This is a genomic window from Paenibacillus sp. CR_12 (genome assembly GCF_041953985.1).
In the GTDB taxonomy this organism is placed as follows: Bacteria; Bacillota; Bacilli; order Paenibacillales; family Paenibacillaceae; genus Paenibacillus_AQ; species Paenibacillus_AQ lautus_A.
In genome coordinates this window covers 561,150-586,329 of sequence record NZ_JAVFHO010000003.1, presented here as the reverse complement: position 1 = coordinate 586,329, position 25,180 = coordinate 561,150, and the positions used below count along the sequence as shown (strand labels likewise).

Here is a 25,180-nt window from a genome sequence, read left to right as displayed (position 1 = left end):
TATGGAAGAGGTTATGTTAAAATATGGCGTAATGTATATTCTCCCATACGGAAAATACGTTCTTAATTGAAGTGATATATAGGAGTGTTTCATATTAACAAAAAAATAGCCCTATTGTATGCTGTTCTTGTTGCTTCCCTCCTAACTTCCTGTTCGCCAAGAAACCCGGAAAAGATACGGACAAATTTGGTGCTTCCGAAAAAGAACGGATACTAAATATAGTCGGACTTGAAGGCTGGAAAAGGGTTTCAGCATCAGACTTATTCAATTCATGATTGTTAGATTGAATAAATTAGATTGTATTCGTTGCGAAGCGTATCAATATTCTCTATAAGAACTCGCAGAAATATTGTTGAACGATATACATCGAGGAGGTTGACCCAACTAAATGAAAGCAAATATCGAAGGAATTCTCCTCGTATTAGGAGAGCATCACAAGGAGGCCCACGGCATTCCGGGGGCGGACATTCAAGCAAAGGAACAAAGCTTGGTTTTCCCGTTGCCGACGGTGCTGCGGGAATATTATAAGATTTTGGGACAATCCCCATATATCACGCAAGGGTGCAATAACCAATATGAACCGCTCCCTCTGCAGGATGTGTTTATTCCTGATGATACATTTTTTACGACAGATAAGGCATTTCTGATCTTCTATCAAGTAGAGGAGTCCGTAATATATTGCGGGATCCGACTTCAGGATTTGGAGCAGGAAGATCCACCGGCCTATTTGTGCGCGTGGAACTCTCCCGACTGGCAGCTGGAAAATCGATCGCTTCAACGTTTTCTCGCTGGCAAGGGACTCGTTCAGTTGGGCGTGGAGGATCGGCTGCCGTATTGGGCCATTTTCGATGAGAGCATGTGGAGCTTGTCCGACTATCGCAGATGCATGCGTCTGGAGGAACCGGAGTTTGAGATGGAGGAAGGGTCAGAGCTGAATGCATGGAAAATCTATCTGAAGGACGATGTGCTGATCGTGTTTGAACTTGACGTATCCGAAGAGGAGACGGATGAACTGTTGGCTGTATACCTGGCGTCCTTTCAGCGAGCGAGCATGGAGAATTTGCTGAACGAGATGAGTAAGGCAACTGACTTACCTTCATTTCGAACGAATCTGTCAGCTCAGTGAGGGATTGAGGGAGCAAGTAAGAGGAGACAAGTAAGAAGTAGCGGATAGAACGAACCTATTTGATGGATAATTTTATGGTATATAAGTGGAGTGAGGGTGCTGCTAACATCCTCACTTCTGACAACACCGCTTTAAAGGCCGGCCTATTTCTTTTTGTTTTGACAAGCTGGGAACCGTATTGGAGTAGAGGTGCCGTCCCGGTTTGGTTTTTGAAACTAAAACGCGAGACCAAAACTTAAAAGTTTTGTCTCGCGTTTTTACGGCTCAGCGAGGCTACAAGACACGTCATATGATCATGTATCTGATACCGTAGACGCTTACAACAGCGCCATCGTAATCTGCTGTGGCATTCAGATCTCAAGTAAGGACCGTACCTGCTCAAGCGGTTCAATCGCGTCGTCGACGCCTTCCTGGGCAGTTACCGTATACGATGATATTATTCTTGTTTTTTCTCGTAGTAATATCCTCTTATTATCAACTGTTTTGTATCTTCGGTCACTTCCTCACCAATATCTCCTCTAACAACTTCCTCTCGTGGAAATTGTTTTGGAAAAGGTGCATAATAAAATTCTCCATGTTCAGTTACTACACTTTCCACCGGTTCTGTTCGAGCTTTTCTATCGTATTCCATTTTCCAATCTGGTAATGCTTCTTTTGGAGGAGTGGTGTCATTAATAGTCGAGTCTACAACTTGCTTAGTATCTATAAGTTCTCTGATTAAAAAAAATGCGCCCATTAGTACAAGACAACATGATGTAATGATTATAAATATTCTTAAACGCTTCTTATTCATGATCATCACCCCTTCTAAGATTTTATTAATTGTTAAAAAACTTAGAAAATACCATCAATATATCCATTTCCAGTAATCCAAAATCGTTCAAATTAGTCACCATTACTTGGTATGTACCAGGAGGTACGTGATGTGCATCTTTTTTATAGTCGAGACAAGGACTTTCAAAGGACCTGTGGCCGTAATATAAAATGGTAATGCAATTTTTGAATTAATCGCACTTCGAGGTTGTATTCCACCATTATTCATGGGATTAACATTACCTCCAAGCCTTCTTTCTTCCCTGATTATGGCTTCATACTCAGCAGCTGAATCAAAAGTATATCCGAGTGTCTCAAGTTTGTCGAAATTATAAACAAACTCATTTCCTAAAATGTATTCCATTCCATTTAATTTACCAACAGCAAATGTTTGATACCTAGCTCCATTGTAGAAAAACTCATTTTCGTTTTGAACATTATAATCTAACCCGATATAAAAATATTTAATATCTTGATATAACTCCCTATCGATATCATTAAAATAGGGTTGAATTTCATTTATGTCCTTTTTGGATATTTCTTTAATTTCTGCTATTTCAATAGAATCGACCGAAAGAATTCCGGTACGGTTTTTTTGTTGTTCTTCACCTGGGAAATCTGTTAACCGGTTATCAGGAGAATATAAATTAACGTAACTATCCCAATCCTTATTATTAATCGAGTTAACATATTTTTTTATCACTTCTGGTACGGGACTTTTTACAAATTGATCTGAATTTGAGGCATGAATTTCAGAATTGGTGCCTATGATGCCAACAAAAGTAAAAAGAAAAGTTGCTAAGGCCATCACATATAGTTTCTTGAATTGAATCAAGACCAACACTCCTTTTGAGTTGTATATTATTAGGTTTAATGAATATACCATGCTCTTTTCTTAATTTCTCCAATAATGCTTAATAACAACCAAAAGCGACTGGAAGTTACGTGTTTAGATAAAAAAATTTTTAGGATGCTAGAGATCCTTTTGCAGATAGGGGAAGGAAGATCAAACGTTCTATTGACGAAGGGCTATTCTAGTTATCTATTCGTATCATAGAGATGGGTTATTATTATTTTCTCGGAATTTCTCAATTTTTATGTGATGCAAAAATATCTTTAATAGTCATCAGAATATGTTCCTTTGATTTTTATAGCTTTTTTTGTATTCCAAAAATAAGAATGAAAGAAACACGACACCTTTAAGAGTTAGAGTGATACTATTTCTAATGCACATACTGGAGGGAGTTGAGATTAGAGTATATGTGTTCCAATAAAATGATAAGGAGTGGTGATTTTGAAGTATAGGAACAAAATATTTGTTGTCTTTTGCTTTAGTTTTTGTCTGTTTTATTAAATTCTATAGATAAGTCAGACAATAAACAGGAATTAATAGCACAAGATTTAGTCCCGAGTTGAGGACAAGAACTTACATTGCTAGTTGAATTAGAAAAGGACGTGTATCATAGCTGGGTAAGATATATGTCTAATGTTATTCGACCTCATTAAGCTAACAGGCAGGATAGTTTAAGATTATGCGCGGTGAACCGTATCACAAGTAACGGCAAGATTTTTATTCAGCGGATAAAGGAGGCTTTCCCGTGAGCAGGTGCTTCTATTGAAACGTGCCGCTGGGTGTGCTGAGGGTAGTTAATTTGTTTAAAAAGTTAATTTTAAAGGTGTGTCGATTTTGTTGCATGTCGTTCGTCGAATAAATAGAGGCAAAAATAAATGCTTCAATCTTTTGCAAAAGGAGATATGAAAATGAAATTTCTTTGTTTGGGTTACTTGGATGCAGCGGAAATGGATTCTCGCCCCAAAGACGAGATTGAAGCGATCATGCATGAATGTCCGCCTCATCTGGAGAACTTCTACAACAGCGGCCAAGTCATTGTCGATGCCGGTCTTTCCTCCGAAACGAAATGCCTGCGTCGGGCGAACGGCAAGGTGAAAGTTATTGACGGTCCTTTTATCGAAACGAAAGAAATGATCGGCAGCGCTTTTCTGATAGAAGCGCAGGACATGGAGGAAGCAATTCGAATCGCCTCCTTACATCCGACCGTCCAGGTTAGTGCGGGGGAGCAGTTTGGATGGGGGATAGAAATTCGTCCGATTGATTACTTCAAAGGAATAGACTAACCGAATGGTTAGTTCGGTGATTCAATGGAAGGGCCGTCCCGCAGAAGGATGGCCCTTAAACTTGCCGTTTCAGACAGCGCGGTGAACCGTATCATAAGTAACGGCGAATGGTTGATATTGTTACGGTCTTGATTTGGGAAATAAATTATAAATTCGTTTGCATCTCGAGAGAGGTGCTTTTTTCGTTTCAAGATTCCTTACGATCTCTTCACCAATTACAGCAAGATTTGAAAAGTAAGGTGAGGCTATATTTGTTAAGTTATATTCGACAAAGATAAGGAAGGGGACGTAGTAAAAATATTCAAAATAACCTCAATGGATGGTTGGAGTCGAAAACCTGTCATGTCGAGAAAAGACTTGGCGATCATGTTATTAATACCTAGAAGTGGAGGAATCATTGTGAGTATAGAGCACAATAAAAAGGGAAGTAAATCAATAATAACACCACATGTTCTCAAACGGTGGTCAGGATTTATGGCAGTAATAGCAGGGATTCTATATATCGTCATTCAGTTTATCCACCCGACAGATGATATCTCTTCTGTGCACACAAACGCTTGGGTAGTGGTTGCATGCCTGACTATGGCTATGTCGCTCTTTAACCTGATCGGAATTACGGGATTCTATATAAGCCAAGCGAAAGAAGCGGGGTGGCTTGGCTTGGTCGGTTTCCTTTTGTTCAATCTGTTCTGGTTAATCTCAATCATTTTTAGTTTCATCGAAGCATTCGTTTTGCCGTTGTTGACAAATGATGCTGGGAAGTTTGTGGAAGGAATGGCTGGGCTCTTTGGAGGAACGGTTAGCGAGGCTAATCTGGGGATCTTCCCAATATTAGCACCGCTCGCGGGAGTATTGTATATGCTAGGAGGTCTGTTGCTAGGCATCGCCACATTACGTGCCAGAGTCTTCCCTCGCCCAGCAGCAATTCTGCTGGCCTTCGCTTCTGTAGTGACCATTGCTGCTGCAATCATCCCCCATCCGTTTGATCGGGCATTGGCGATACCGATGGGAGTTGCTCTTATATGGATCGGATATATTATTTGGTCGGAACGTAAGTAAGCATCGAATTAGAGATGTCTTCGATTCTTCCCTAATTGAATGAAATAAATAGTTCCTCTGACGGTTTGGCCCCTCGGTGCAACCTTAAATTTCCAGATCGTCAGGGAGTTTCTTGATGGGTGCATAGATATGGTAGGTTGAATCCAGATTGTGGACGTCATTAAAAACCTGGATAAGCTCAATATCCGATTGATCAGACTCTTGCTTGGAAATCTTTAAGAATCTTGCATAGTCTGTTTTGAGCACTTCTCCAATATCAAGCAGGTCGCCAAAATAGTTGAACCTCGCACAAAAAATAGTCGGTACGTCAACCGTGAAATAAAAGGGTTCATGAATTTGAATGTCACTTGGGATTCCGAACAGAACTTTGAACCGGGTTGAATTGGGTTGACAGTTTGAATAAATGACAAAACAAGAACCATTTATGTTGTCATCAATATGATTCAACAGCATTTTTGAATGGGAGTGAATCTTCTTCTTGTAATCATCGGTGGCTAGATCTACTTCAAAGGCAATCCCGCTTATTCGGGTCTCTTTGAACTCTGTCAGTGTGAAATCCGTGACGACATCACCATTCATATTTTTAAATGGTCTTTTAACCACAGTAGGTATTGGAGTCGGAGAGATTTTATTGAACCCTGCTCTTAGCGAACTCGGAGCTACGCCGTAATGTTGTTTGAATGCCCGGGTGAATGAGGCTTGCGTACCAAAGGCTAACTGGTAAGCAATATCGGTAAGCGACAAGTTGTTGTTATAAATGAGTGGTAAAGCAGCATTCAATCTTCTAGATAGGATGTACTGATTTAACGAACAGCCCATCATGGCAGAGAAAAGCCTATGAAAATAATATTTAGACATATTGAAAGTAAGAGCAACGGATGACACGGATAAAGGCTGTTCTAAATTCTCCTCAATATGAATCAATGCTTGCTCTATTATCCTATGATGGTTCATACTAACTCCCTTCGTCACGCGCTCTAATTTTTTGTGCTAAGTATACCACACGCGTTATACCGCTTAGAAGGCAATTCGCCACCCGCGAATTGTTAAACAGAGGCTCCTCATTATTTGCATAGAATTAGGGGGGGAGTACAAAAAAACGGTCAGAATGACTGACCGATTCTGTCAGGGATAAGGGGTTATAATTGGTTATAAATAAGTCGATGTGTTATGAGCTGTGCTATACATATTGGATTAGGAGGAACGAAAATGGATTGGAATTACTATGATACGTTTATTACCGTTGCCGCAGATTGCCCCGTTGAGACTGGAACGAAGCCGCCAGACAAGAAAGACGGAAAAACCAAGCCGGGCATCGAGTTTGAGTTAATCACGAATCATCCGTATGGCTATACCCAGAAGGAGCTCTTGTACGAAGTGCATATCCGGCACAAAAACATTCCGGAGGCAGAGTTAGCCGAGAGAGGGAACCAGATTCGAGACGAGTTTTATATGAAGCCGCAACCATGCTTGAGAGCATCGATGCTCCCGAAGAAATACGGGTGGGGTATTCATTTCAATGCAAAGGGGCAAATCGCGATCGTTCCGGTGGAATCCCCTGATTATCGGCGCTTCGTGGAAGGAGCCTACGGGAATGTGAAGCTGCTAGCCGCCATGAGAAACAAGAGGAGGTGAGTGCAATCACAGGTTCAGTAAACACATGTTTGATTTGATCAGTGTCCTCCATATACAAAAAACCACCCCCAAAGCCTACGACAAACGCAGTTCACTTTGAGGGCAGCCCCATTTAATCTTACATACAACACCAATTACCTTGCCTACAACCTACTTCGCACTCGGCAGCAATTTATTCAACAAGATCGCTGCAAGCGAAGCAGCCAGAATCGGCGAGCCCAGCAAATACTGCACGAACGTAGGCAGCGTGTACAAGAAATCTTTAGGAATGAGCACTAACGCTAACGTCAAAATCATCGGGATGGCGATGATGTACATTTCTTTTTCCCCGATTTTTACGTTCTTCATGACCTGGATCCCGTTAATCGAGATGATGCCGCAGACGATGGCGAATACGCCGCCGATGACAGCCGTTGGGATCGAGGAGATCAATGCGGCCAATTTGCCGGAGCAGCCGAAGAGGACAAACCATCCGCCTACCGCCAGGAAGACCCGACGACTGGCCACACCCGTGATGGAGATGATGCCTGCATTCGTGGAATAGCCGGTAACCGGCGTGGAGCCGAGTCCGGAAGCAATCAGGCAGCTAATCCCTTCACCAATCACCCCACGGTTAATGTTCTTATCGGTTAACGGTTTATCAATGACATTGCTGATGGCAAACCATGTACCCGTCGTTTCTGCCAGCAGGACGAGATAAATAATGATCATGGTGATGATCGCCGAGAAGTCGAACGAGAAGCCAAAATCCTTAAACGGAATCTGCGGCATGCTGAACCACTTGGCGTTTGCGACAGCGCTGAAATCCAGCACACCCATAAAGTTGGCCGAGATACACCCGATAATAAGTGCGACCATCACGGACGTAACGCGGAATATCGCGCCCCTCGTGCGGAACAAAGAACCCAGGATCACGAACAGAATGAGTGCAGCCGCCGAGATCAGGGCCAGCAGCACGTTCTGATTGATGGTAGCGTCCGTGGCGCCGTAGATATTGTCTCGGATGGCAACCGGCAATAAGGACAGACCGACGATGAAGATGATCGTACCCCCGACAATGGGCGGGATGAAGGAAGTAACGATTTTATTGAAGATTCCCGTATACCCCAAAATAATCACGAGGATCGCGCCAATCAAGCTCGCGCCCAGCACGGAACTCCAACCCATCTCTCCGCCGCCGCTGGCGGCATATATCGCGACAATCGCGCCGAGCGGAACATAGGAAGGCCCCTGCGCCATCGGCAGCTTCATACAGAAATACGTTTGCACGATCGTGGCAAGCCCGGCCGCAATAAACGTGGATTGAATCAATGCGCTGGACTGATTGGGCGCTAAGCCGATTAACATGGCAATCAGGAAAGGGACGACATAGACGTCCATCGCGACGACATGCTGTAAACCGAGAATGGCGGATTTCCCGAAAGATATTTTGCCGTCGGGGGGAACCGTTAAATGCTGTGATTTTGTTTGCGTGTCATTTAGCTCTTCTGCTTGTGTTTTCACTCCGCTGGACACCTCGAATGTTAGGATGAATTGCTTGTTGAACAACCTCTATTATTCTTAACGCGTATGAGCCTTTTCCCCTTGCACCCACACCTCGCGGATATGCTCAGGCCGTGCCAGATACATGATTTTCTGAAAAATATCTTGTATGTCTTCAAACTCATCAAAAATCGGCAGCTTCGCGGATGGAAGTCTCGTATCGATCACCAGCACATCCCATGCGTAGTTTTCTTGAATGCGGCCGATCGGCAGGCTCAGACTTTCACCGCCCCCGGCCGTAGCCAGATAGAATGCCTCATGGACTGTAATCCGCGACTCGGGCACGCCGCGAGCTTCCGCAGGAAGGGAGGTGTTCACGCCATCTTCCAGCATCCTCGAGGACATTACGGCCTGTCTTATATTATCGAAGAGACTCGGTGAGAAGCCGCCGGATAGATCCGAGCCTAAACCGATCTCGACATGTTTGGCATGGAAGCGGGCGACCGGGATGACGCTATTGGCGAAATAAGCGTTGGATATCGGGCAATGCGCGATCGCGGTGCCGGTGTCAGCGAACAATTCGGCATCCTGATCATCAAGGAAATTACAATGAGCCATGACCGATTTATCGCGCAGCAGGCCAAAATCATGCAAGGCAAACGCATCGTTTTTCTGGAATCGATCTTTCACATACCCGTGCGCCCAATCGCTTTCGCTGCAGTGGGACTGCACATATGTGTCGTATTTGGCTGCCAGCTCGCCTAAACCCTTCAGCCCCTCATCCGTACAGCTTGGGATGAAGCGTGGGGTGACGACGGGATACACGCCTTGTTTTGTGGTTTTGGCGAGTTCCTGTACAGCGATAATAAATTCCTCCGTATCCGCCAGTGCCGTGGATGTGTCCTCATCGCGGTAGTAATCCGGATTCTGCTCGGGGTCGTCCATGACAACCTTTCCGACAAGTCCGCGCTGGCCTTTGCTCGCACAGATTTGGGCTAACAACAAGCTGGCTTCTTTATGCACCGTGGCAAAATAAAGGGCCGTCGTTGTTCCGTTGGCCAGCAGGGTGCTTACCACATCGTCGTAAACCTTTTGTGCAAACTCCAAATCCGAGAATTTCGATTCCAGCGGGAACGTATAGGTATTCAGCCAATCGTAGAGCGGAATGTCCAATGCGGTTCCGGATTGAGCCCATTGCGGGGCATGAACATGCAAATCGACAAAGCCAGGCAGGAAATACTGTCCTTCCTCTAGTCGATGAAAGCTGTCCGTGCCTTGATACGTATCCAGCAAGGATTGATAGTCGGCGTCTTCCGGTGCCACGACTCGTTCAATCATGCCGTCCGTATTGACGCAGTAAAGATAGTCTCTCAATACTTGAATTTCTTTGGGAGATTTGCTTGAAAAAGAAGTCCCTTGAAATAATAACATATATTTACTCATGTTTACCGCCTTAATGTTCGTTTTTTGGAGCGCTTTTGTCATTATAGTCCGTTAAAAAAGAGATGTCCATAGTTTAAAGGCGAATAGATGGAGCGTGGAACAAATCAGGTGATCGCTAAGTTAAAAGGAGGCTCCTTAAATGGCTTCTTCCTCGAATTAATGACGCGATCGGGTAAATAAAGGTGAGCACCCCACCCAAAAACCAACTTTTAGTAGATATGGGTGTTTATATATGTGAGAACCTAGAATAAGGTAAGGAGAGGGGAAAACAAACATGAAATCAAAATTTATTGTTAGTTTTGTTGCAGTCGGCATTTTAGCATCTGCTTTAAGTTATGCAAGTGCAAATAATGCATTAAAACTGCCAGAGAATCCAAGGACCGAGGCCATTGCTGTCGTAGAAAGATATTTTAGTGATTTACAAACTGGTAATTTTGAAGATGCAATAAAAATCTCTGATAATCACATATATAAAGATGAAAAAACTGCACTGGAAAGAACAATCTTAAATAACACTCACAATCACATAAAAGATTTCGAGATTACTTCAGTAGATGACACCGACCTCAGAAGTATTAAAGTCTCTGTGAAAGTAGAAGAAACGGCTAATGGTGAACTTCCACCTGTAACGTATGATGTTGATTTCAAGAACGGTAAATATAAATTGCAAATAAAAGCAGTGATTATTGATATGAACCCCACCTCCCCAACATATAAGAAAGTTGAATATAACAAGAATGTGAAATATGAGGGCTAAAGATAATACATTTCGTCCCCACCTATACCCTTCCATTCCGTTTTCCGTTACGCCCATTTAAACTCCTCTCATCATACGTGCTAAAATAGAACCATCATACGCTGTTATTGGAGGTATCTTCATTGAACATTCAACTGGGCCATTTTGAAGTGAATTCCGGACAATTGGTTGTGGCCGATCCTTGTTATGAATTGGATACGAACATTATAATCATGGGCGTGTTGGAAGCCGTATTGAATGGAACTTGGGTAGGGGAAGTGGAGAAGGTGGAGATCCCGGATTGGGGTGAAGCCAACGCCAAGCTGACGGCTTACCATCACTCGGCAGCAGAACAGGGGGCATTCCTGGAGTGGATCAAGTGTCCTTTTGTGGCTGGAGTGGATAGCGGGCAGGCGGGGATTTTTGATATTCAAAAGTACCGAATTCCGGATGCGAATTCGGATAGCTCCGACACGGATACGGAATGGTATTATGCCTGCTGCGACATCACCGAGAGCGGGGAAGAAGCAGGTGTCCTGGATGGGGGCGTCGTATCTCGTACCGGCATAGGCGATGGTGCATACGGCGTGTATAAGGCCGTGAATGAGCAAGAGCAAGTGGTTGGCGTAAAGATTGTGTTTATTAAGAAGTAGTCGAGCGCTAACGGAAAAATGAATAAGAGCAAGTGCAAACAGTCATAGAAGGTAACCCTTTTATGGCTGTTTTATTAGGGATTCACCATGATGCCAACCAAACCTGTCACTATACTAGATACAATAGAGGCATTTTGGGGCTTCTGTACCAAATGGGAGCATGGAGGCCTTACTTCATCCTGGTTGCATACTCCAATGCCTTCAATATGAAGGACTCTGGAACCTTTTCCATATCCTAGAAGATAGATACAATAAGGTCCAATGAAACATTGGAGAGGATGCAAATGCCTAGAATTCTTGTCCCGCCCGAGGTATTGATTCGGGTATCGGAGGAAGCCGCTAGGGCTGCGGAAGAACTGGAAACGACCAAGAATCGGCTGGACCAGCAGATTACGTACATGATGTCTTCGTGGGAAGGAATGACACGTTCGCGGTTTTTCGAAGATTTTCAGCGTGCCCACGGCGAAATGAATAAAACGATTGAGCATCTACGGATCATCGGCCAGGAATTGAAGGCCATTGCTTTCCGGTTCATCTCAGCTGATATGCGTGAAGATCTCATGATGGCGGCATCGGCAGCGGGCGCTGCGAACGAGCCCAAAACGTTCTGGGACCATGCGGGGGACTTCTGGCAGGGGCTGCAGACCGGGGCGAAATCCGTAGCAAATTCGGTAAAGGATACGGCTACATCCTTGGTGGAAGACCCGCTTGGCACTGCCAAGGACATGGCCTATAATGCAACTATCGGGACGGCGGAAGAGATCATCGACACGGCGGTTTGGGGAGGCAAAATGATTTTTGATGCCGATACCAGGGAAAAATTTGCCGCAGACATCGAGGATTCGGGCGGCGCGTCTAATTATATGGGGCAGCAGGCGGCCATGATCCTGGCCGGCTTGGCCACACGCCGGATCGGCGTGAAGACTCACCCGCACCTGAAACATGACTCGGGTGGGGATGGGGGAAAGGTTGAGGGGTCGGGTAACTCTATCCGCAACTTCGCAGGAAACATTAATGCTGAAAGCATTCCTAATATGTCCAAGCAGGAAATCTTGGATAGCTTACCAAAGAACTGGGAGTATACTGATAATAACGGTTTTGTTCATATTCGAGATGTAAACGGAAACATTCGCATGAGAATCGACCCACCTGATAAAGTCACCAAATATGACCATGTTCATTTGTTTGATGAAAGTGGTAACCCAATCGATGTTAGTCTGAATGTGGTTGACAGAAAAAGTCCTGATGCTCATATTCCATATAAAAAATGAGGTGATACAGTGAAAGCTGAAGAGATCCTGGGTAAGATTGAAGCAATGCATTACTGGGATGCTAGAGTACTAAAATTTGATTCGAGTTTTTTTGGCGACGAATTAATACTTATTTTTGAGGACACAGAGAGTGACGTCAAATTGTCCTTTACGGGATGTTCTAAATTTTCCTTTATTACAAATGTAGATGATAGGACAAAACCTTTAAGAGAGTTGACTAGACCACAAATTCCTTATTTTCTACAAGATATCGAAGTTACAGATGTTCAAAGTGAAGGTTATCAATTACTAAATTGTAAAATTACAATGCCTCCTCTTAATGCCGAAATTGTCTGTAAATCAATTTCAGTTGAGAAGGTATAGACGAAGATTTTGAATGCCTTTCGAGTGATTCATGAAAGAATGAAACAAAGCCCAAAATGTGGCATCACCCGTTTTAGATAAAAAGGGATCACTAGTAGTAGGAATGATTACATATTCCTTTATTTTAAGTTGATCGATATGCGGAATCTTCGCAAAAGCGATGGTCCCTCACACATATATCAAGCCGAGCGAAAACGCAGGGCCGTTCCCTGTATTCGCTCGGTTTTTCGTTATGACAGCCCCTTCCTAAGAACTTGAAACAAAATTGAGACAGTCTCTGTTCCATTGTTATATTACACTTAATTAAAGAGGTTGAAATTTATCAGATCACGTCGTGTTTCTATGACTCATCGATGACTGTACTGATGCAAAGGAGAAACCTGTTTATGAAAAAAATGTCCATCTTTCTGGCTGTAATGCTCATCTTTTCGATGGTGCTTGCTCCCTTGGCTTCCGCTCAGCCCGTGGTCCGGGCTGGTTACGACTCTGTTCCGGCCGAAGAGTCCGGTTGGGTTGTCGTAGGTACGGCTGAAGAACTGGCCTATATCAATCGGAATCAAGCGTCCTACCTGGATCGGAATATCCGATTAACCAGCGACATCGATATGACCGGATACGATTGGGTCCCGATGGGCAATGAAGCGGCAGCCTTCAGTGGAATATTCGACGGTGGGGGATACCGGATTGAAGGTCTTAAGATCGAGGGCGGCGCACTGCAGGATGTCGGATTCTTCGGCCACGTGTCGGGTACGATTCGTTATCTGGGTGTCACGGTTCAAGTTCACGGCGGCAGCTATGCCGGGGGATTGGCCAGTCATCTGATCGGCGGCATCATCATCAACTCGCATTCTCAGGGCACTGTTACGAGCGGCAATACCGGTTATACAGGCGTGAGTGTAGCAGGCGGGTTGGTCGGTGTGGCATACGATCATTCCAGTATTATTCGTTCTTCTTCATCCGCTGCCGTCAAGAGCGGTGATGCCTCCAACCAATATGCCGGGGGGCTTGTCGGTTCCCAAGGTGCAGGCTCCATCAGCGACTCATATGCCACGGGATCGGTTACCAACTGGGGAGATGATGACTTTTTCTTTGGAGGCGGATTGGTGGGGCACCTAGTATATGGGGCTATTTCCAATAGTTACTCGTCGACAGCTGTCACTCAATCCGGAAAATTCAGATATGGCAGGATGGGCGGCTTTGTTGGTTTTATTTTCGATTCGACGAATCCCTCAATTCATGCCTCGTATTTCGATTCCGTTGCTACCACCCAAACCAGCGGCGTAGGAGATGGTAGTGGTACAGGCTCGATTCACATTACGGGCCTTACGACCAACGAAATGAGGGAAGCATCCAATTACCAAGGCTGGGATTTCACCGATATCTGGGCCGTCGATGCCGGTGTTAATGGAGGATATCCTTATTTTCGTCCGGACATTTTGACAACCGATCTGCCGCGGGCGGACAAGGACGCTCCTTATTCCTTGGTCCTTGAAGCTTTCGACGGCGCAAGGGGGGGCTTGACTTGGAACGCCTCCGGACTTCCTGACGGCCTGGCGTTGACGGATCACGGCATGCTCAAAGGCAGACCTACGGTGAGCGGTACGTTCCCGGTTACAGTTTCTGCGACCGATGCGGGCCAGAACACCGTTAGCGCAGTTTTGACTCTGTATGTGGATGAACCGGCACCGGTCATCGACGGGCTTGCTATTCGTCCAGGCAGCGCGAACGGTTCGACGAGCGTGACGGCGGTTCCGGGGAATCCGGGGCATACGTTTGCTTATTTGCTCGGGTCAGATGCCAGTGAGCGTCCCCTATTGGGAGATGCTCTGCCTGGCGAAGCAGCCTTGTATTCGTTAGGTACGGACATTGTGGATCCAATCCCGGGTCAATATCTCCAGGTGTTTGAACTGGATGCACAGCAGCGCATCCAGGCATGGAGCGTTATCCAAGTGGAAGCGAGCCATATTCGTAACACCATCCCCGTTACGGGGGTGAGTCTGGATCAGACGACTCTGACCCTTACGGCAGGAGGTGCTTCACAGAAGCTGACAGCCGTCCTTATGCCGGCGAATGCGACGAATCAGGCGGTATCTTGGAGTTCCAGCGATTCAAGCGTCGCCCAGGTGGACCAGAGCGGCGAGGTGACGCCGGTCGCTGAAGGTACGGCGGTCGTTACGGTGACTACCGTCGACGGCGGGTTCACGGCCACCGCAGCAGTGACGGTACATTCGGCTCCAACGGATACGGGGACGGTGACCGGCGCAGTCTACGGTACAGGGAATACACCGCTGGCCGGTGCGGCGGTATCGGTGGGTGGTACGAAGGATATGACCGACGCCGAGGGGAGATTTGCACTGAATAACGTAGCGGCAGGCCGCCATGAACTCACGGTGACGGCAGCGACGTATAACGATTATGCGACAACCGTAAATGTCTTAGCTGGGGAGACGGTCGACGTAGGACGCATCGATATGAGAGCTGCCTATACCCCAGAACCGGAACTCCCATCCTATAGCTGGGTTCCAGTTCCTGCTCCTTCTCCTGCGCCGGATCCAAGAATGATCGTAACGATCAACGGCAAACAAGTTCGGGTCACCGCCAAAAAAGAGCAGGATCATGACGGGCGCACCGTTCTGAGACTGATACCGGACTCCGATCTGGTTCGGTCATGGGCCGCTGGCGGGGAGGATATCGTTATCGACATCGATAATGAGGATCCGGTGGTGAAGGTCGATTTTCCGGCTGAAGCGCTGCAGGTTCTCCTTGCGGCCAAACCGAATGCAGCCATTCGGATTGGGGTGAACGGGGCAAGCTACAGCGTTCCGCTGCACGTGCTAAGTGGCCTCCCGAACCGAACGACCGTAACGGTTGTCATCGCGAGAATGACGGATTCTGCAAACCGTGAGCTGGATGAGGAATTGACCCGTCAAGGCTATGACATGCTGGCTAGGCCGACGATTTTTGAGCTATACAGCGACGTCAATGTAAAAATCGAAGCGGAAGGTACGTATTTGGAGCGCACATTCTCAATGAACGGTGCGGCAGAACCCGACCATTCCACCGTCGTGTGGGTGGATGAGGCAGGGAAGCCGCGCTTCGTCCCTTCCGTTTTTGAAGGAGAGACAGCGACTTTTTATGGCGCATATAACGGCGTGTTCACCGCGGTTCGCTCCAACCGAACCTTCGGGGATATCCAGGGACATTGGGCGCAAAGCGACATCGAGCGGATGGCGAACAAGCTGATCGTGAACGGATCGGCTGACGGCACGTTTGATCCTAACCGTACGGTGACCCGCGCCGAGTTCGTCGCGATGCTCGTGCGTGCGCTCGGACTAGCCGAGAAGCCGCAGCTTTCTTCCTATTCGGACGTGGGGCCGAACGAAGTTTGGCATGACGGTGCGATAGGGGCCGCATCCGCGGCTGGCTTGATTGAAGGCTACGTTGACGGTTCGTTCCGACCGGACGCTAGGATCACGAGAGAGCAGATGGCGGTGATGCTGGGCAGAGCCGTCCGATATGCCGGCGAGCTTCCGCGACAGGACACATCTGCGTTGGAACGCTTCTCGGACCATGCCCAGGTATCCGATTGGGCAAAGGGATCGGCTGCCGACCTGCTGGCTGCGGGCATGATCGAAGGCGTTGGGAACGCGGCGTTCGCTCCGCAGGCGTATGCTACGCGTGCTCAAAGCACGGTTCTCTTAAACCGAATGCTGCTCTACTTAAATTTCATGAACTGATTGCAGCTGAATAGCTGGCGCGCACATTCCAACCGAGAATGTGCGCGTTTTTTTGCTTTTATTCCGTAATGGAGCCTATTTGAAGACTCGAAACATAGTATAGTATAAAAAAATAGCAGGTTTACTAGTTGTAAGATTCAACGGGCGAAGAGCGGATGGAGTGAGATGTAACGAATGGAGAAGATTGCAAAACATCGCATCATCGGTTTGGATCGGGAAATGATGAGTTTCACGGATTGGCTGGCGGATCCCCGGGCGCTGACATCCATTTTTTCAATATCAGGAATTGGCGGCATTGGCAAAACAACGCTGCTGCTGCAAATGGCCCGCACGGCAAGGCAGTCCTCGGTGCGTTCCCTTTGGCTGGACGGGCAAGGAGGCTTAACGACGTCGGGCGCTTTTCTGGCGAGTCTGGAGATGAGTCTTGCAACCGAATACGGCAGAACCAGGGCTCCGGAATCCGCGCTGCTGCCATACATCATTAACGAGCTTCAGCTGCAGCGTACCGTGTTATTCATAGACAATGGGGAGGAGATCGAAAAGCTGGAAGGGTGGCTGTTCTCCCGCTTTCTTCCTGAGTTGAAGTCCGCTGGCGTGTTGATCGTATGTGCCTCGCGCAATGGACTGCCGCTCAAGTGGCAGACGAATCCGGAATGGAAGTCCCAAATCCAAAGGTTCCCTTTGCGGCTGTTTACGCGAGAAGAGGTCTACGATTATTTAGACGGCAGCGGCTTGTCTGCGGAATGGCAAAGGGCTATTGCCGAGAAGACGGAAGGCCATCCGTTGTCGCTTGCCTTGACCGTGGATATGCTGCTATCCGAGTCCGTGGAGCAGTGGGATGTATGGCGAGAGGTTCCGGCTGTATTGAGCGCCGAATTTTTGCGGGAAGCGGCTTCTCCTGGCGTGTACCGTGCGCTGACGGTTTTGTCGCTTCTGCCTGCAGCCGACGAGAGCATGCTGAACCGGTTGTTGGATACGCCCTTGGAAGGGGCGGACTATTACCATCTGAGGGCACTTTCGTTCGTACGGGATACGGCGGATGGGATAACGCTGCATCAGGTCGTTGCTCGAATGTTACGGGATGACTTTGCGCGCAAAAACCCCGCACAATTCGAAGCGGTTCGCCATCAGGCGTTCGTCCTGCTGGCGGAACGATTCCATTCGGTCGATCAACGGATGCAGATGCGCCTGAGCGCCCACATCTTGGAGCTGTACCGTGAATTTTTGCCCTCGGCCCATGCATATGCCAATTTCTCGTCAAGCCTGAAACCCGGCGAACAGAAGCCGTTCCGGCAGGAGGATATGCCGTATTTGCAGCGTTTTTTGCAGGCGTCTATTCGGGGTTCCGACTGGCAGTCCGAGCTGGTCGACTCTGCCGATTACCCGGTTTTGCTGGAGGAGATTGCAGCTCATTTTTCCGAAGGAATCTTTATCGTGCGGGACGAAAAAGGGACGCCGTTGGCGTTCTGCGCAGGCGTATGGCTGCATGCCTTAAGTATGCCATTGTTGGAACGATATGCGCCTGGGTGCAGGGGAATGCTGGGAGAGGAGGCTTCCTCGCTGCATCGGCTTCCTCCGGAGGCGGCCGATACGATATTTGTGCTGTTATCTGCGGTAAATTACGAACATTCCCTGTATCGTCCCGAAGAGCTGGGAGCTTTGCTGATGCAGCAATGGCTGGTTCACATGACTGGCGGTCTGCGGGGGATTTTGGCGGCGGGGGATCCGCAGTTGAATTCCTTATTGTCGATCCTGGGATTCAAAGCGTGCGGGAAAGCGACGGGATATGCGGGCATCGAGTTGACGACATGGGAGCTGGATTTTAGGCAAACGAGCTTTGATCAGTGGATTCAGCGGATCATCCGGCAAACGGAGACAGCGGCAGGACAACCGGCACATCAACGGGAGGATGAGTATCCCCGGGCCATTGATAGAAGCGTAATGAAGCAAATGCTGGAACGGCTGTTCGATCCGGACAAGCTGGAGGAACTCTCTGTCGTTCGGCGGTTGGGTTGGGACGGGATGCAGGTGAGGGACATCATTCAAGGGATTCTGGCCGACGGACGTCCGATGGAACCTTTGACGCTATTGGAGAAGGAAATTCTCATCGCAAGTTATCTGCGCAAGGAGCGGAACAAAAGCCAGCTCGCAGCATCCTTTCATATGAGCAGAGCCACCTTTTACCGTCATATGCGTTTGGCCGAAAAACATCTGGCTTTTGTGCTAAGCGATATGATGAGGTCCGGACTCTGAGTACGCATAGTAAAGGCGTAGTTAAGCTGTAGGATCCCATAGTTCATTTACACGGGTTGCAGCATAGGACAAGCGAAATACGCATCTCTTTAGGAGGTGCGTTTTTGGTGATCCATTTTTAGAGATGCTTACGCTGCTGCTAAAACGGAAATTACCATGATACTAGAAACAGAGCGCTGTGGGGCTTCTGAACCATATAGGAGCATGAAGGCTTCGCTTCATCCAACTTGCATACTCCCATGCCTTTGATATGAAGGACTCTGGAACCTTTTCCATATCCTAGAAGATGGATACAATAAGGTCCAATGAAACGTTGGAGAGGATGCAAATGCCTAGAATACTTGTCCCGCCCGAGGTATTGATTCGGGTATCGGAGGAAGCCGCCAGGGCAGCGGAAGAACTGGAAACGACCAAGAATCGGCTGGACCAGCAGATTACGTATATGATGTCTTCGTGGGAAGGAACTACCCGTTCGCGGTTTTTCGAAGATTTTCAGCGTGCCTACGGCGAAATGAATAAAACAATTGAGCATCTACGAATCATCGGCCAGGAATTGAAGGCCATTGCTTTCCGGTTCATCTCAGCCGATATGCGTGAAGATATCATGATTGCTGCTGCATCGGCAGCGGGCGCTGCGAGCGAGCCCAAAACGTTCTGGGATCATGCGGGGCACTTCTGGCAGGGGCTGCAGACCGGGGCGAAATCCGTAGCAAATTCGGTAAAGGATACGGCTACATCCTTGGTGGAAGACCCGCTTGGCACTGCAAAGGACATGGCCTATAATGCAACTATCGGGACGGCGGAAGAGATCATCGACACGGCGGTCTGGGGAGGAAAAATGATTTTTGATGCCGATACCCGGGAAAAATTCGCCGCAGACATCGAGGATTCGGGCGGCGCGTCCAATTATATGGGGCAGCAGGCTGCCATGATCCTGGCCGGCCTGGCGACACGCCGAATCGGCGTGAAGACTCACCCGCACCTGAAGCATGATTCGGGTGGGGATGGGGGGAAGGTTGTTGAGGTTAAGATTGTTGGGGATAAGGGTAACTTCACAGTTGACCCTGCAATGAAGGTGGACGATGAACGAGCAGGAGTCTTGAAAAACGGTAGTTACATTAAAAATCCAACATCACAAAATATTAATGATCTAATTACTAGTTCGGGTAAAATAGGTAGTAAACAAATGTCAGGTCAGTATATGTATGCAGTTGATACAAATGGTAACATAATTATCGGCACAAGGGCAGGTCAGAGAATGCCCCATCCGACGCTTATTGGTGGAGAGAATCCACAAGTTCAAGCGGCTGGGATAGTTGAAATCAGAGGTGGCCAGATATATAAAATCGACAATGCAAGTGGACATTATAAACCTAGTGTAGAATCACTTAAAGCTGCTGAGGAAGCATTTAGTAAACTTCCTTCTTCGACATTCGGCTCTAAGTTTCAAGGATATGTGCCATTTGATAAATAGATTTAAGGAGAGGGTTTCTGTGGCAGGTACATGGGGGATTTATCCATGGTTTGAGGAAGATGGAGAAGAATTAATTGATGAACGCCATAGGGATGAGTTTCGTAGATTAAAACCTTATGGAAAAATATTTCGGTGTGTTGGAGAACGAGACGAATTTATTGAGGTGCAATATAATGACCACAGTTACTTGGTCAAACCTCAGCTGTTCAAAAAAGTCCCTACGCCAAAATTTAATTTTGGTGACACTATTAGACTTAGAAAAAAACCGGAGGTTATTGGAACTATTTCCGAAATCAACTGGCATAATCAGACTGAAAAAGAAATGTACTTTATTGAAGTTGACGGTAAGAAAAAGTCATCCCGATACTTTAGCGAAGATTTAATAAGTATGGAGTGTGAGTAGTGGATATTACAAAATTAAGTAAAGAAGTATCATATGCCTTAAGACATGCACCATGGGAGTATGAGTTAGAATTAGATGATGAAGGATGGGTAAGCATTGAACAGATTCTAATTGCATTGCGCCGTGACAAACAATGGGAATCTATAACCGAAAATGATTTAATTGAAATGATTGATAAATCAGATAAAGCACGGCATGAAATTTTGAATGGAAAAATACGAGCTTTGTATGGTCACTCTGCACCGCAAAAAATATTGAAAGTAATTGGAACTCCGCCAACATTACTTTATCATGGGACAGCTAGACACTTAGTCGAACAAATTTTGCACGAGGGACTTCGACCAATGGGTAGACAGTATGTTCATCTATCCGTTGATAGAGAAACAGCATATTTGGTCGGAAAGCGTAAAGATCCTAGTCCCGTCCTGCTAGTAGTTCGAGCTGAGCAGGCTTCAAATGAAGGATGTAACTTTTATCAAGGCAATGATGCTGTATGGTTAGCTGACAGTGTTCCTGCGAGGTTTATTTCTGAAGAATAGTTGTAACCAATTGATTCATCTTAATTGGGTTTATAACTTTTAAAAGGCTTATTCCAACCTGAAGAAGAGTTAGGAATAAGCTTTTTTGCACGCTCTAGAAAGAAGAAACGAAGACCAAAAAATGTTGAAATGAGGAGGAGTAAAATGGCTTCGTATGTATTGTTATTAAAAGAACACGAAGATAATGATATAGTTGTTTACAGATTTGGTCCAAACGAAGACGTTATGGGGAAAATTGAATTGAATAAGACTACTAAGAAGTTTGCTGAATTAGAGCCTTTGCCTGACCCAAGTATTCCAAATAAATTTTATTTTGATAGAGCTGCTCAAAGATTGGTGGTTTGTTTGGTTCGGGAGGGGGGCAAGTTCCCGGAAAGAACTGCATTTGAATCATGAAATATTTTAAAAGGTGGTGGGGGCTACTGAGTGCCGAATGAGCCCCGCATTTAACCAATAAAACATATCATTCATGTAACTCCCTTATGAAGATTTCCTCATTTCGTTTGTATGCACACTAATGCTTGAATCTTATAATCTCCTAACGCTATACCGTTCCGTGGAATAGGTCGATTATGGTCAGATATCACCATGATTGGTCTGTTTTTTGTTATTTACGCACTTTCTTACGGTTTATCGATAAGAAGTTAATGGGGTATTAAAGGGTCCTAAATCCACATTTTTTCCAAAAGGGAATGGACACCTCAACAGGTGGTAGATGCAGTAAATGAAGCTTTTAATAATAAAGTAAATATAAAAAACAATAGATATATTGGGAAAACAAGCAGTGGTATGGAAATTGAAATTATTTTAAGGAACGATAAGATAATTTCAGCTTTTCCAGTATATTAAGATGGAGGATGCCTGTTTATGATTAAGTATAAGTATAAATTGAAATATATGGACGAATTCAATATCGTCGTAATGGATTTTGATGAAGAAAAATCATTGGAGTATGCCAATATGATAAGTGATCCTTTAGGATCTGATATACCTTGGAGATTTAAGGATTTAAAAAATGATATTGATCACTATATTGATTTATTGAAGGGGAAGATACCTGAATATAGACATGGAGGAAATGCTTCAAGCGTTATATCTTATAGGGATTGGACCATAATTGAGGATCCATTTTACGACGAAGATGAGGTTGAACCGATCTGTAAATTAGAAACAATTGAGTTTGTAAAAATTATATTAGTTTGGGCTTATGAAACCTATAAATATAAAAGTAGAAAAGGAGTTATTGCTCTAAAGGAAGCAGAAATTGCTATGAATGGGATTGAGAAAAAATTGAAAGAAGTTAAGGGTTTGGAGAATATTGAGTGTCAATAATATATTAATGAACATAAATAAGATAATTTTGAAGGAAATCTAGAGTGAAACTACTTGAACGTGCTAAGGGAACTTACGCCGATAAGCAGATTCCAGGGAAAGTTGAAATATGGATTAACAATGGAAAGGTAACGAATTAGGAGGAATCAAAATATGGCTCGATTACAATGTAAGTGTGGGAAGTACTTATCCACGGTTGAGGCTCCGAACGATGTTCAATTGCATGTCTATACAGATAGGGAATGGGACGAGATTATAAACATGGGAGATTCTATAGACCCGCTTTTAATACCTGATCCTAAGAGAGAAGTATGGAGATGTACTAATTGTGATAGAATTTACGTTTTTAACGAGGATAATACGGTAAGTAAAGTCTATATAGTAGAACAGCAGTAAGAAGAACAACATGATGAATGCTTATTCCAACTTAGTAATGGGCTTTTTTCACGCTCAATGAAGCGGTCTTGTTATCCGGGATAAGGGATAAGATCATCGAAGCCCTTGAGGGTTCGGGCACTGTGGAAAATTGCAATAAAGGAGTAATGGCTTATGAAACTTGTAGGTACAATTGAAAAAATAATCGTAGATGGTTATGAACGACTTATTTATATAAGCTTCACTGCAATAGAAAAAAAGTTATGGTGTCACTTCATTCAACATGAGGAGTATTTAGAGGAGGGGAAAACCTCTGAAATTCTTCGTGTAGGACAAAATCTAACTTTTATTGTTGGAATTGACTTAGTTAATGATTATTCAGTTATTACTAAAGAATCGGAATTTATTGAAGATGTGCTACAACCTAAAAGTGAATCCCCCCATAGTATAGTTTCAGCTACTGTTATTGAGAAAGAAGATGATTACACATTGCTTTGTGATGTTGAAGGGTTCGGTAGAAACATAGTCGTGGAGTTTGAAGAAAAAGTTAATGTAGAAACAGGAACAAGTCTAAGATTAAAAGGGAATTTAAAAGTGGAGCTTAAATGACTAAACGAATAGCTTCTGGGCAGTCCAGTGCAGGATAAATCCCTCAATCATACATATACTTTATTAATACCGTAATAAGGAATGGTTACATGGCTATTGAGTATTCACTTAGAATCGGAGAAGCAGTACCTGAACCTCTTTTAGTTCAAGAACTCGAGTCCATGGGATATAAAAATATTGACGTAGTAGAGTTATCTAGAGGAATTGAAATTCGTTCTTTTGAAGAAACACTAGGTTTAACACTATACTTAACAGAATCTGGTGCATATCCATATAACGCTTATAATACTCCGTTTTTGAAAAATGAGTTTGTGTACGAAAGTGCATTAAGTTTCCGATTCATAAACAACCTGCACAGCAATAAATCTTTTGAGTTTATGTTAGCATTGGTATTTAATTTAATGAAAAACCATAACGCAAATGCTTTATTTTTATCAAATGGTGATAATGAACTTTGCTTCTTTTCTAAAGGTTGTGTATATTTAGAAAATTCATCACATGTTTGGGATACGGGGTGTTTTGCTGAGATTCTTAAGGGGCATAGATACAGTATTTTCGATGGAAATCATATTTTATTAGAAGAATGAGAGTGAAATCCTCCGCACACATTATAAACACAACCCAAAAGACGTGACTTGGAAATGACCAACCGGCGATCCTTCCCATCACGTCTTTTTGCGTGGACTATCCTTTATTAGGCAGCTGATAGAGCTGTGCCTGGTCCTCGAAGAGTAACCGATGCAAAACATGAGAAATTTTATGCTTGCTGTCGATGCCAATTAAGAACTGCGTTTGTGCCGATAAAAAGAGGAAAAAACACCATATATTCGAATATACTCTAGAAACCATAAGAAGAGAGGGATACGCTGATGAATATGCAGACGCTAGCCGAGAAAACGAGTGCCGGCTTGTTTAACGATATCCTACAACGTGATTTTTCGCAGAACATGATTTCGGAATTGGAACAGATGAACGCAGTCCAATTGGAAAACAAATTGAAAGACATATTAGCAGTACCAATAGATATATCCAAGCAGAGGGTATTCGAATATCTTCAACTGTATTATTCAGCATCCTGGCAGAATCTCTTCACGGAGCTGAATGTGCCCCGTGCTTTAAGTCTTTTGGAAGTCGGTGCAGGCGATGTCATTTACATTCCCAAGGCTGTAGACGCCTATTCCCATGAAGCGGGGTCCTATGTGACGGCCAACCTCAACAGGGAGCTGACACAACATTTTCAGGAGAAAACAAAAGGAATGGACGTCAGCATACGGGTTGTTGAGGACGATGCCGCCAATATCGGTTTATATTATCCGGAGTCCTCTTTTGACGTTGTCGCTTTTCATCACGCTATTAACGATATCATCCAGACCATTATCGCTGAGCGTGAGGGCATTGATACAGTAAATCAAGATTGGTGGACGATCGAGCCTCTAATGCTGCAAGCTGTTATGGATTATCACCGCAAAGGTACTTTAAAAGATGCAGCGTATCAGGCGTTTATCCAAATCATGGACACAAGCTGTAAGCAGTTAAAAAGCGGAGGATACATGATATTCGATAACATTACCTATGCCGGATATGATGAAATGGGTTATTCCTCCGAATTTCACAACGACTATATACAACTGGCTAGAAGTTGGATCAGCGAAGCGAATCTAGGTCTGGAAGAGATCGAAGTCGATTCGTATGATAAACAATGGTGGATGATATGGAGAAAAGTATGAGCTTCTTATCGAAG

Annotated in this window: 24 protein-coding genes; 19 read left to right on the top strand and 5 right to left on the bottom strand. The window is 45.2% G+C overall.

Annotation, left to right across the window (positions count from 1 at the left end):
* The first annotated feature begins 388 nt into the window (after window positions 1-388).
* Window positions 389-1,126, top strand: a complete 738-nt coding sequence (locus RB297_RS14835) for an SMI1/KNR4 family protein (RefSeq protein ID WP_375120825.1) — start codon at window positions 389-391, stop codon at window positions 1,124-1,126.
* Between the two features lie 436 nt (window positions 1,127-1,562).
* Here the strand turns inward: RB297_RS14835 and RB297_RS14830 are convergent, their stop codons facing one another.
* Together RB297_RS14830 and RB297_RS14825 are read right to left on the bottom strand one after the other, a co-directional pair.
* Window positions 1,563-1,919: a hypothetical protein gene (locus tag RB297_RS14830; protein WP_277748057.1), complete on the bottom strand. Its 357-nt coding sequence runs from the start codon at window positions 1,917-1,919 to the stop codon at window positions 1,563-1,565.
* Window positions 1,920-2,021: 102 nt separating this feature from the next.
* Window positions 2,022-2,774 carry a hypothetical protein gene (locus RB297_RS14825; RefSeq protein ID WP_375120824.1) on the bottom strand — a complete coding sequence of 251 codons (753 nt, stop codon included), beginning with the start codon at window positions 2,772-2,774 and terminating at the stop codon, window positions 2,022-2,024.
* A 926-nt stretch (window positions 2,775-3,700) separates the two neighbouring features.
* On the opposite strand from RB297_RS14825, the gene RB297_RS14820 reads away from it, so the two are divergent.
* Together RB297_RS14820 and RB297_RS14815 are read left to right on the top strand one after the other, a co-directional pair.
* The gene (locus tag RB297_RS14820) at window positions 3,701-4,075 is read left to right on the top strand and encodes a YciI family protein (RefSeq protein WP_213580333.1); all 375 of its coding nucleotides are present in this window, start codon (window positions 3,701-3,703) and stop codon (window positions 4,073-4,075) included.
* Window positions 4,076-4,417: 342 nt separating this feature from the next.
* Window positions 4,418-5,134, top strand: coding sequence for a hypothetical protein (locus RB297_RS14815; protein WP_375120823.1), 717 nt, complete (start codon window positions 4,418-4,420; stop codon window positions 5,132-5,134).
* 84 nt (window positions 5,135-5,218) lie between these two features.
* Here RB297_RS14815 and RB297_RS14810 read toward each other — a convergent pair whose 3' ends face one another.
* The gene (locus tag RB297_RS14810; RefSeq protein ID WP_375120822.1) at window positions 5,219-6,088 is read right to left on the bottom strand and encodes a helix-turn-helix transcriptional regulator; all 870 of its coding nucleotides are present in this window, start codon (window positions 6,086-6,088) and stop codon (window positions 5,219-5,221) included.
* A gap of 255 nt (window positions 6,089-6,343) precedes the next feature.
* Between RB297_RS14810 and RB297_RS14805 the strand changes: the two genes are divergently transcribed.
* Window positions 6,344-6,769 (top strand): DUF6157 family protein, encoded by a 426-nt coding sequence (locus RB297_RS14805; RefSeq protein WP_096775052.1) that lies wholly within the window; start codon window positions 6,344-6,346, stop codon window positions 6,767-6,769.
* A 150-nt stretch (window positions 6,770-6,919) separates the two neighbouring features.
* Here the strand turns inward: RB297_RS14805 and RB297_RS14800 are convergent, their stop codons facing one another.
* A complete protein-coding gene (locus tag RB297_RS14800; protein WP_012819212.1) occupies window positions 6,920-8,272 on the bottom strand; it encodes a uracil-xanthine permease family protein in 1,353 nt (450 codons plus the stop codon).
* A 57-nt stretch (window positions 8,273-8,329) separates the two neighbouring features.
* Window positions 8,330-9,694: a guanine deaminase gene (gene guaD / locus RB297_RS14795; RefSeq protein WP_375120821.1), complete on the bottom strand. Its 1,365-nt coding sequence runs from the start codon at window positions 9,692-9,694 to the stop codon at window positions 8,330-8,332.
* Window positions 9,695-9,968: 274 nt separating this feature from the next.
* On the opposite strand from guaD, the gene RB297_RS14790 reads away from it, so the two are divergent.
* The 15 genes from RB297_RS14790 (at window position 9,969) to RB297_RS14720 (ending at window position 25,166) form a co-directional block, all read left to right on the top strand.
* Window positions 9,969-10,451, top strand: a complete 483-nt coding sequence (locus RB297_RS14790; RefSeq protein WP_213580339.1) for a hypothetical protein — start codon at window positions 9,969-9,971, stop codon at window positions 10,449-10,451.
* A gap of 122 nt (window positions 10,452-10,573) precedes the next feature.
* Window positions 10,574-11,083, top strand: coding sequence for a hypothetical protein (locus RB297_RS14785; protein ID WP_375120820.1), 510 nt, complete (start codon window positions 10,574-10,576; stop codon window positions 11,081-11,083).
* Window positions 11,084-11,361: 278 nt separating this feature from the next.
* Window positions 11,362-12,354, top strand: coding sequence for a WXG100 family type VII secretion target (locus RB297_RS14780; protein ID WP_375120923.1), 993 nt, complete (start codon window positions 11,362-11,364; stop codon window positions 12,352-12,354).
* A gap of 9 nt (window positions 12,355-12,363) precedes the next feature.
* Entirely contained in the window at window positions 12,364-12,717 is a 354-nt protein-coding gene (locus RB297_RS14775; RefSeq protein ID WP_096775056.1) for a hypothetical protein, read from the top strand.
* A gap of 386 nt (window positions 12,718-13,103) precedes the next feature.
* On the top strand, window positions 13,104-16,454 hold the full coding sequence (locus tag RB297_RS14770; RefSeq protein ID WP_375120819.1) for an S-layer homology domain-containing protein: 3,351 nt from the start codon (window positions 13,104-13,106) through the stop codon (window positions 16,452-16,454).
* A gap of 174 nt (window positions 16,455-16,628) precedes the next feature.
* Window positions 16,629-18,707 carry an ATP-binding protein gene (locus tag RB297_RS14765; RefSeq protein WP_375120818.1) on the top strand — a complete coding sequence of 693 codons (2,079 nt, stop codon included), beginning with the start codon at window positions 16,629-16,631 and terminating at the stop codon, window positions 18,705-18,707.
* A 328-nt stretch (window positions 18,708-19,035) separates the two neighbouring features.
* Window positions 19,036-20,181, top strand: a complete 1,146-nt coding sequence (locus RB297_RS14760; protein ID WP_375120817.1) for a WXG100 family type VII secretion target — start codon at window positions 19,036-19,038, stop codon at window positions 20,179-20,181.
* 19 nt (window positions 20,182-20,200) lie between these two features.
* Window positions 20,201-20,584 carry a DUF6960 family protein gene (locus RB297_RS14755; RefSeq protein ID WP_375120816.1) on the top strand — a complete coding sequence of 128 codons (384 nt, stop codon included), beginning with the start codon at window positions 20,201-20,203 and terminating at the stop codon, window positions 20,582-20,584.
* Complete coding sequence (locus tag RB297_RS14750) at window positions 20,584-21,123, top strand: RNA 2'-phosphotransferase (protein WP_096775060.1); 540 nt, start codon at window positions 20,584-20,586, stop codon at window positions 21,121-21,123. Before RB297_RS14755 ends, RB297_RS14750 begins: the two co-directional genes overlap by 1 nt.
* A 144-nt stretch (window positions 21,124-21,267) precedes the next feature.
* Complete coding sequence (locus RB297_RS14745; protein WP_375120815.1) at window positions 21,268-21,519, top strand: hypothetical protein; 252 nt, start codon at window positions 21,268-21,270, stop codon at window positions 21,517-21,519.
* A 312-nt stretch (window positions 21,520-21,831) separates the two neighbouring features.
* Window positions 21,832-21,972: an EndoU domain-containing protein gene (locus RB297_RS14740; protein ID WP_255250573.1), complete on the top strand. Its 141-nt coding sequence runs from the start codon at window positions 21,832-21,834 to the stop codon at window positions 21,970-21,972.
* 18 nt (window positions 21,973-21,990) lie between these two features.
* Window positions 21,991-22,455: a hypothetical protein gene (locus tag RB297_RS14735; protein WP_096775061.1), complete on the top strand. Its 465-nt coding sequence runs from the start codon at window positions 21,991-21,993 to the stop codon at window positions 22,453-22,455.
* Between the two features lie 549 nt (window positions 22,456-23,004).
* Window positions 23,005-23,439, top strand: a complete 435-nt coding sequence (locus RB297_RS14730) for a hypothetical protein (protein WP_096775063.1) — start codon at window positions 23,005-23,007, stop codon at window positions 23,437-23,439.
* An 89-nt stretch (window positions 23,440-23,528) separates the two neighbouring features.
* Complete coding sequence (locus RB297_RS14725; protein WP_096775064.1) at window positions 23,529-24,026, top strand: SitI3 family protein; 498 nt, start codon at window positions 23,529-23,531, stop codon at window positions 24,024-24,026.
* Window positions 24,027-24,308: 282 nt separating this feature from the next.
* Entirely contained in the window at window positions 24,309-25,166 is an 858-nt protein-coding gene (locus tag RB297_RS14720) for a class I SAM-dependent methyltransferase (RefSeq protein WP_375120814.1), read from the top strand.
* Window positions 25,167-25,180: the final 14 nt, after the last annotated feature.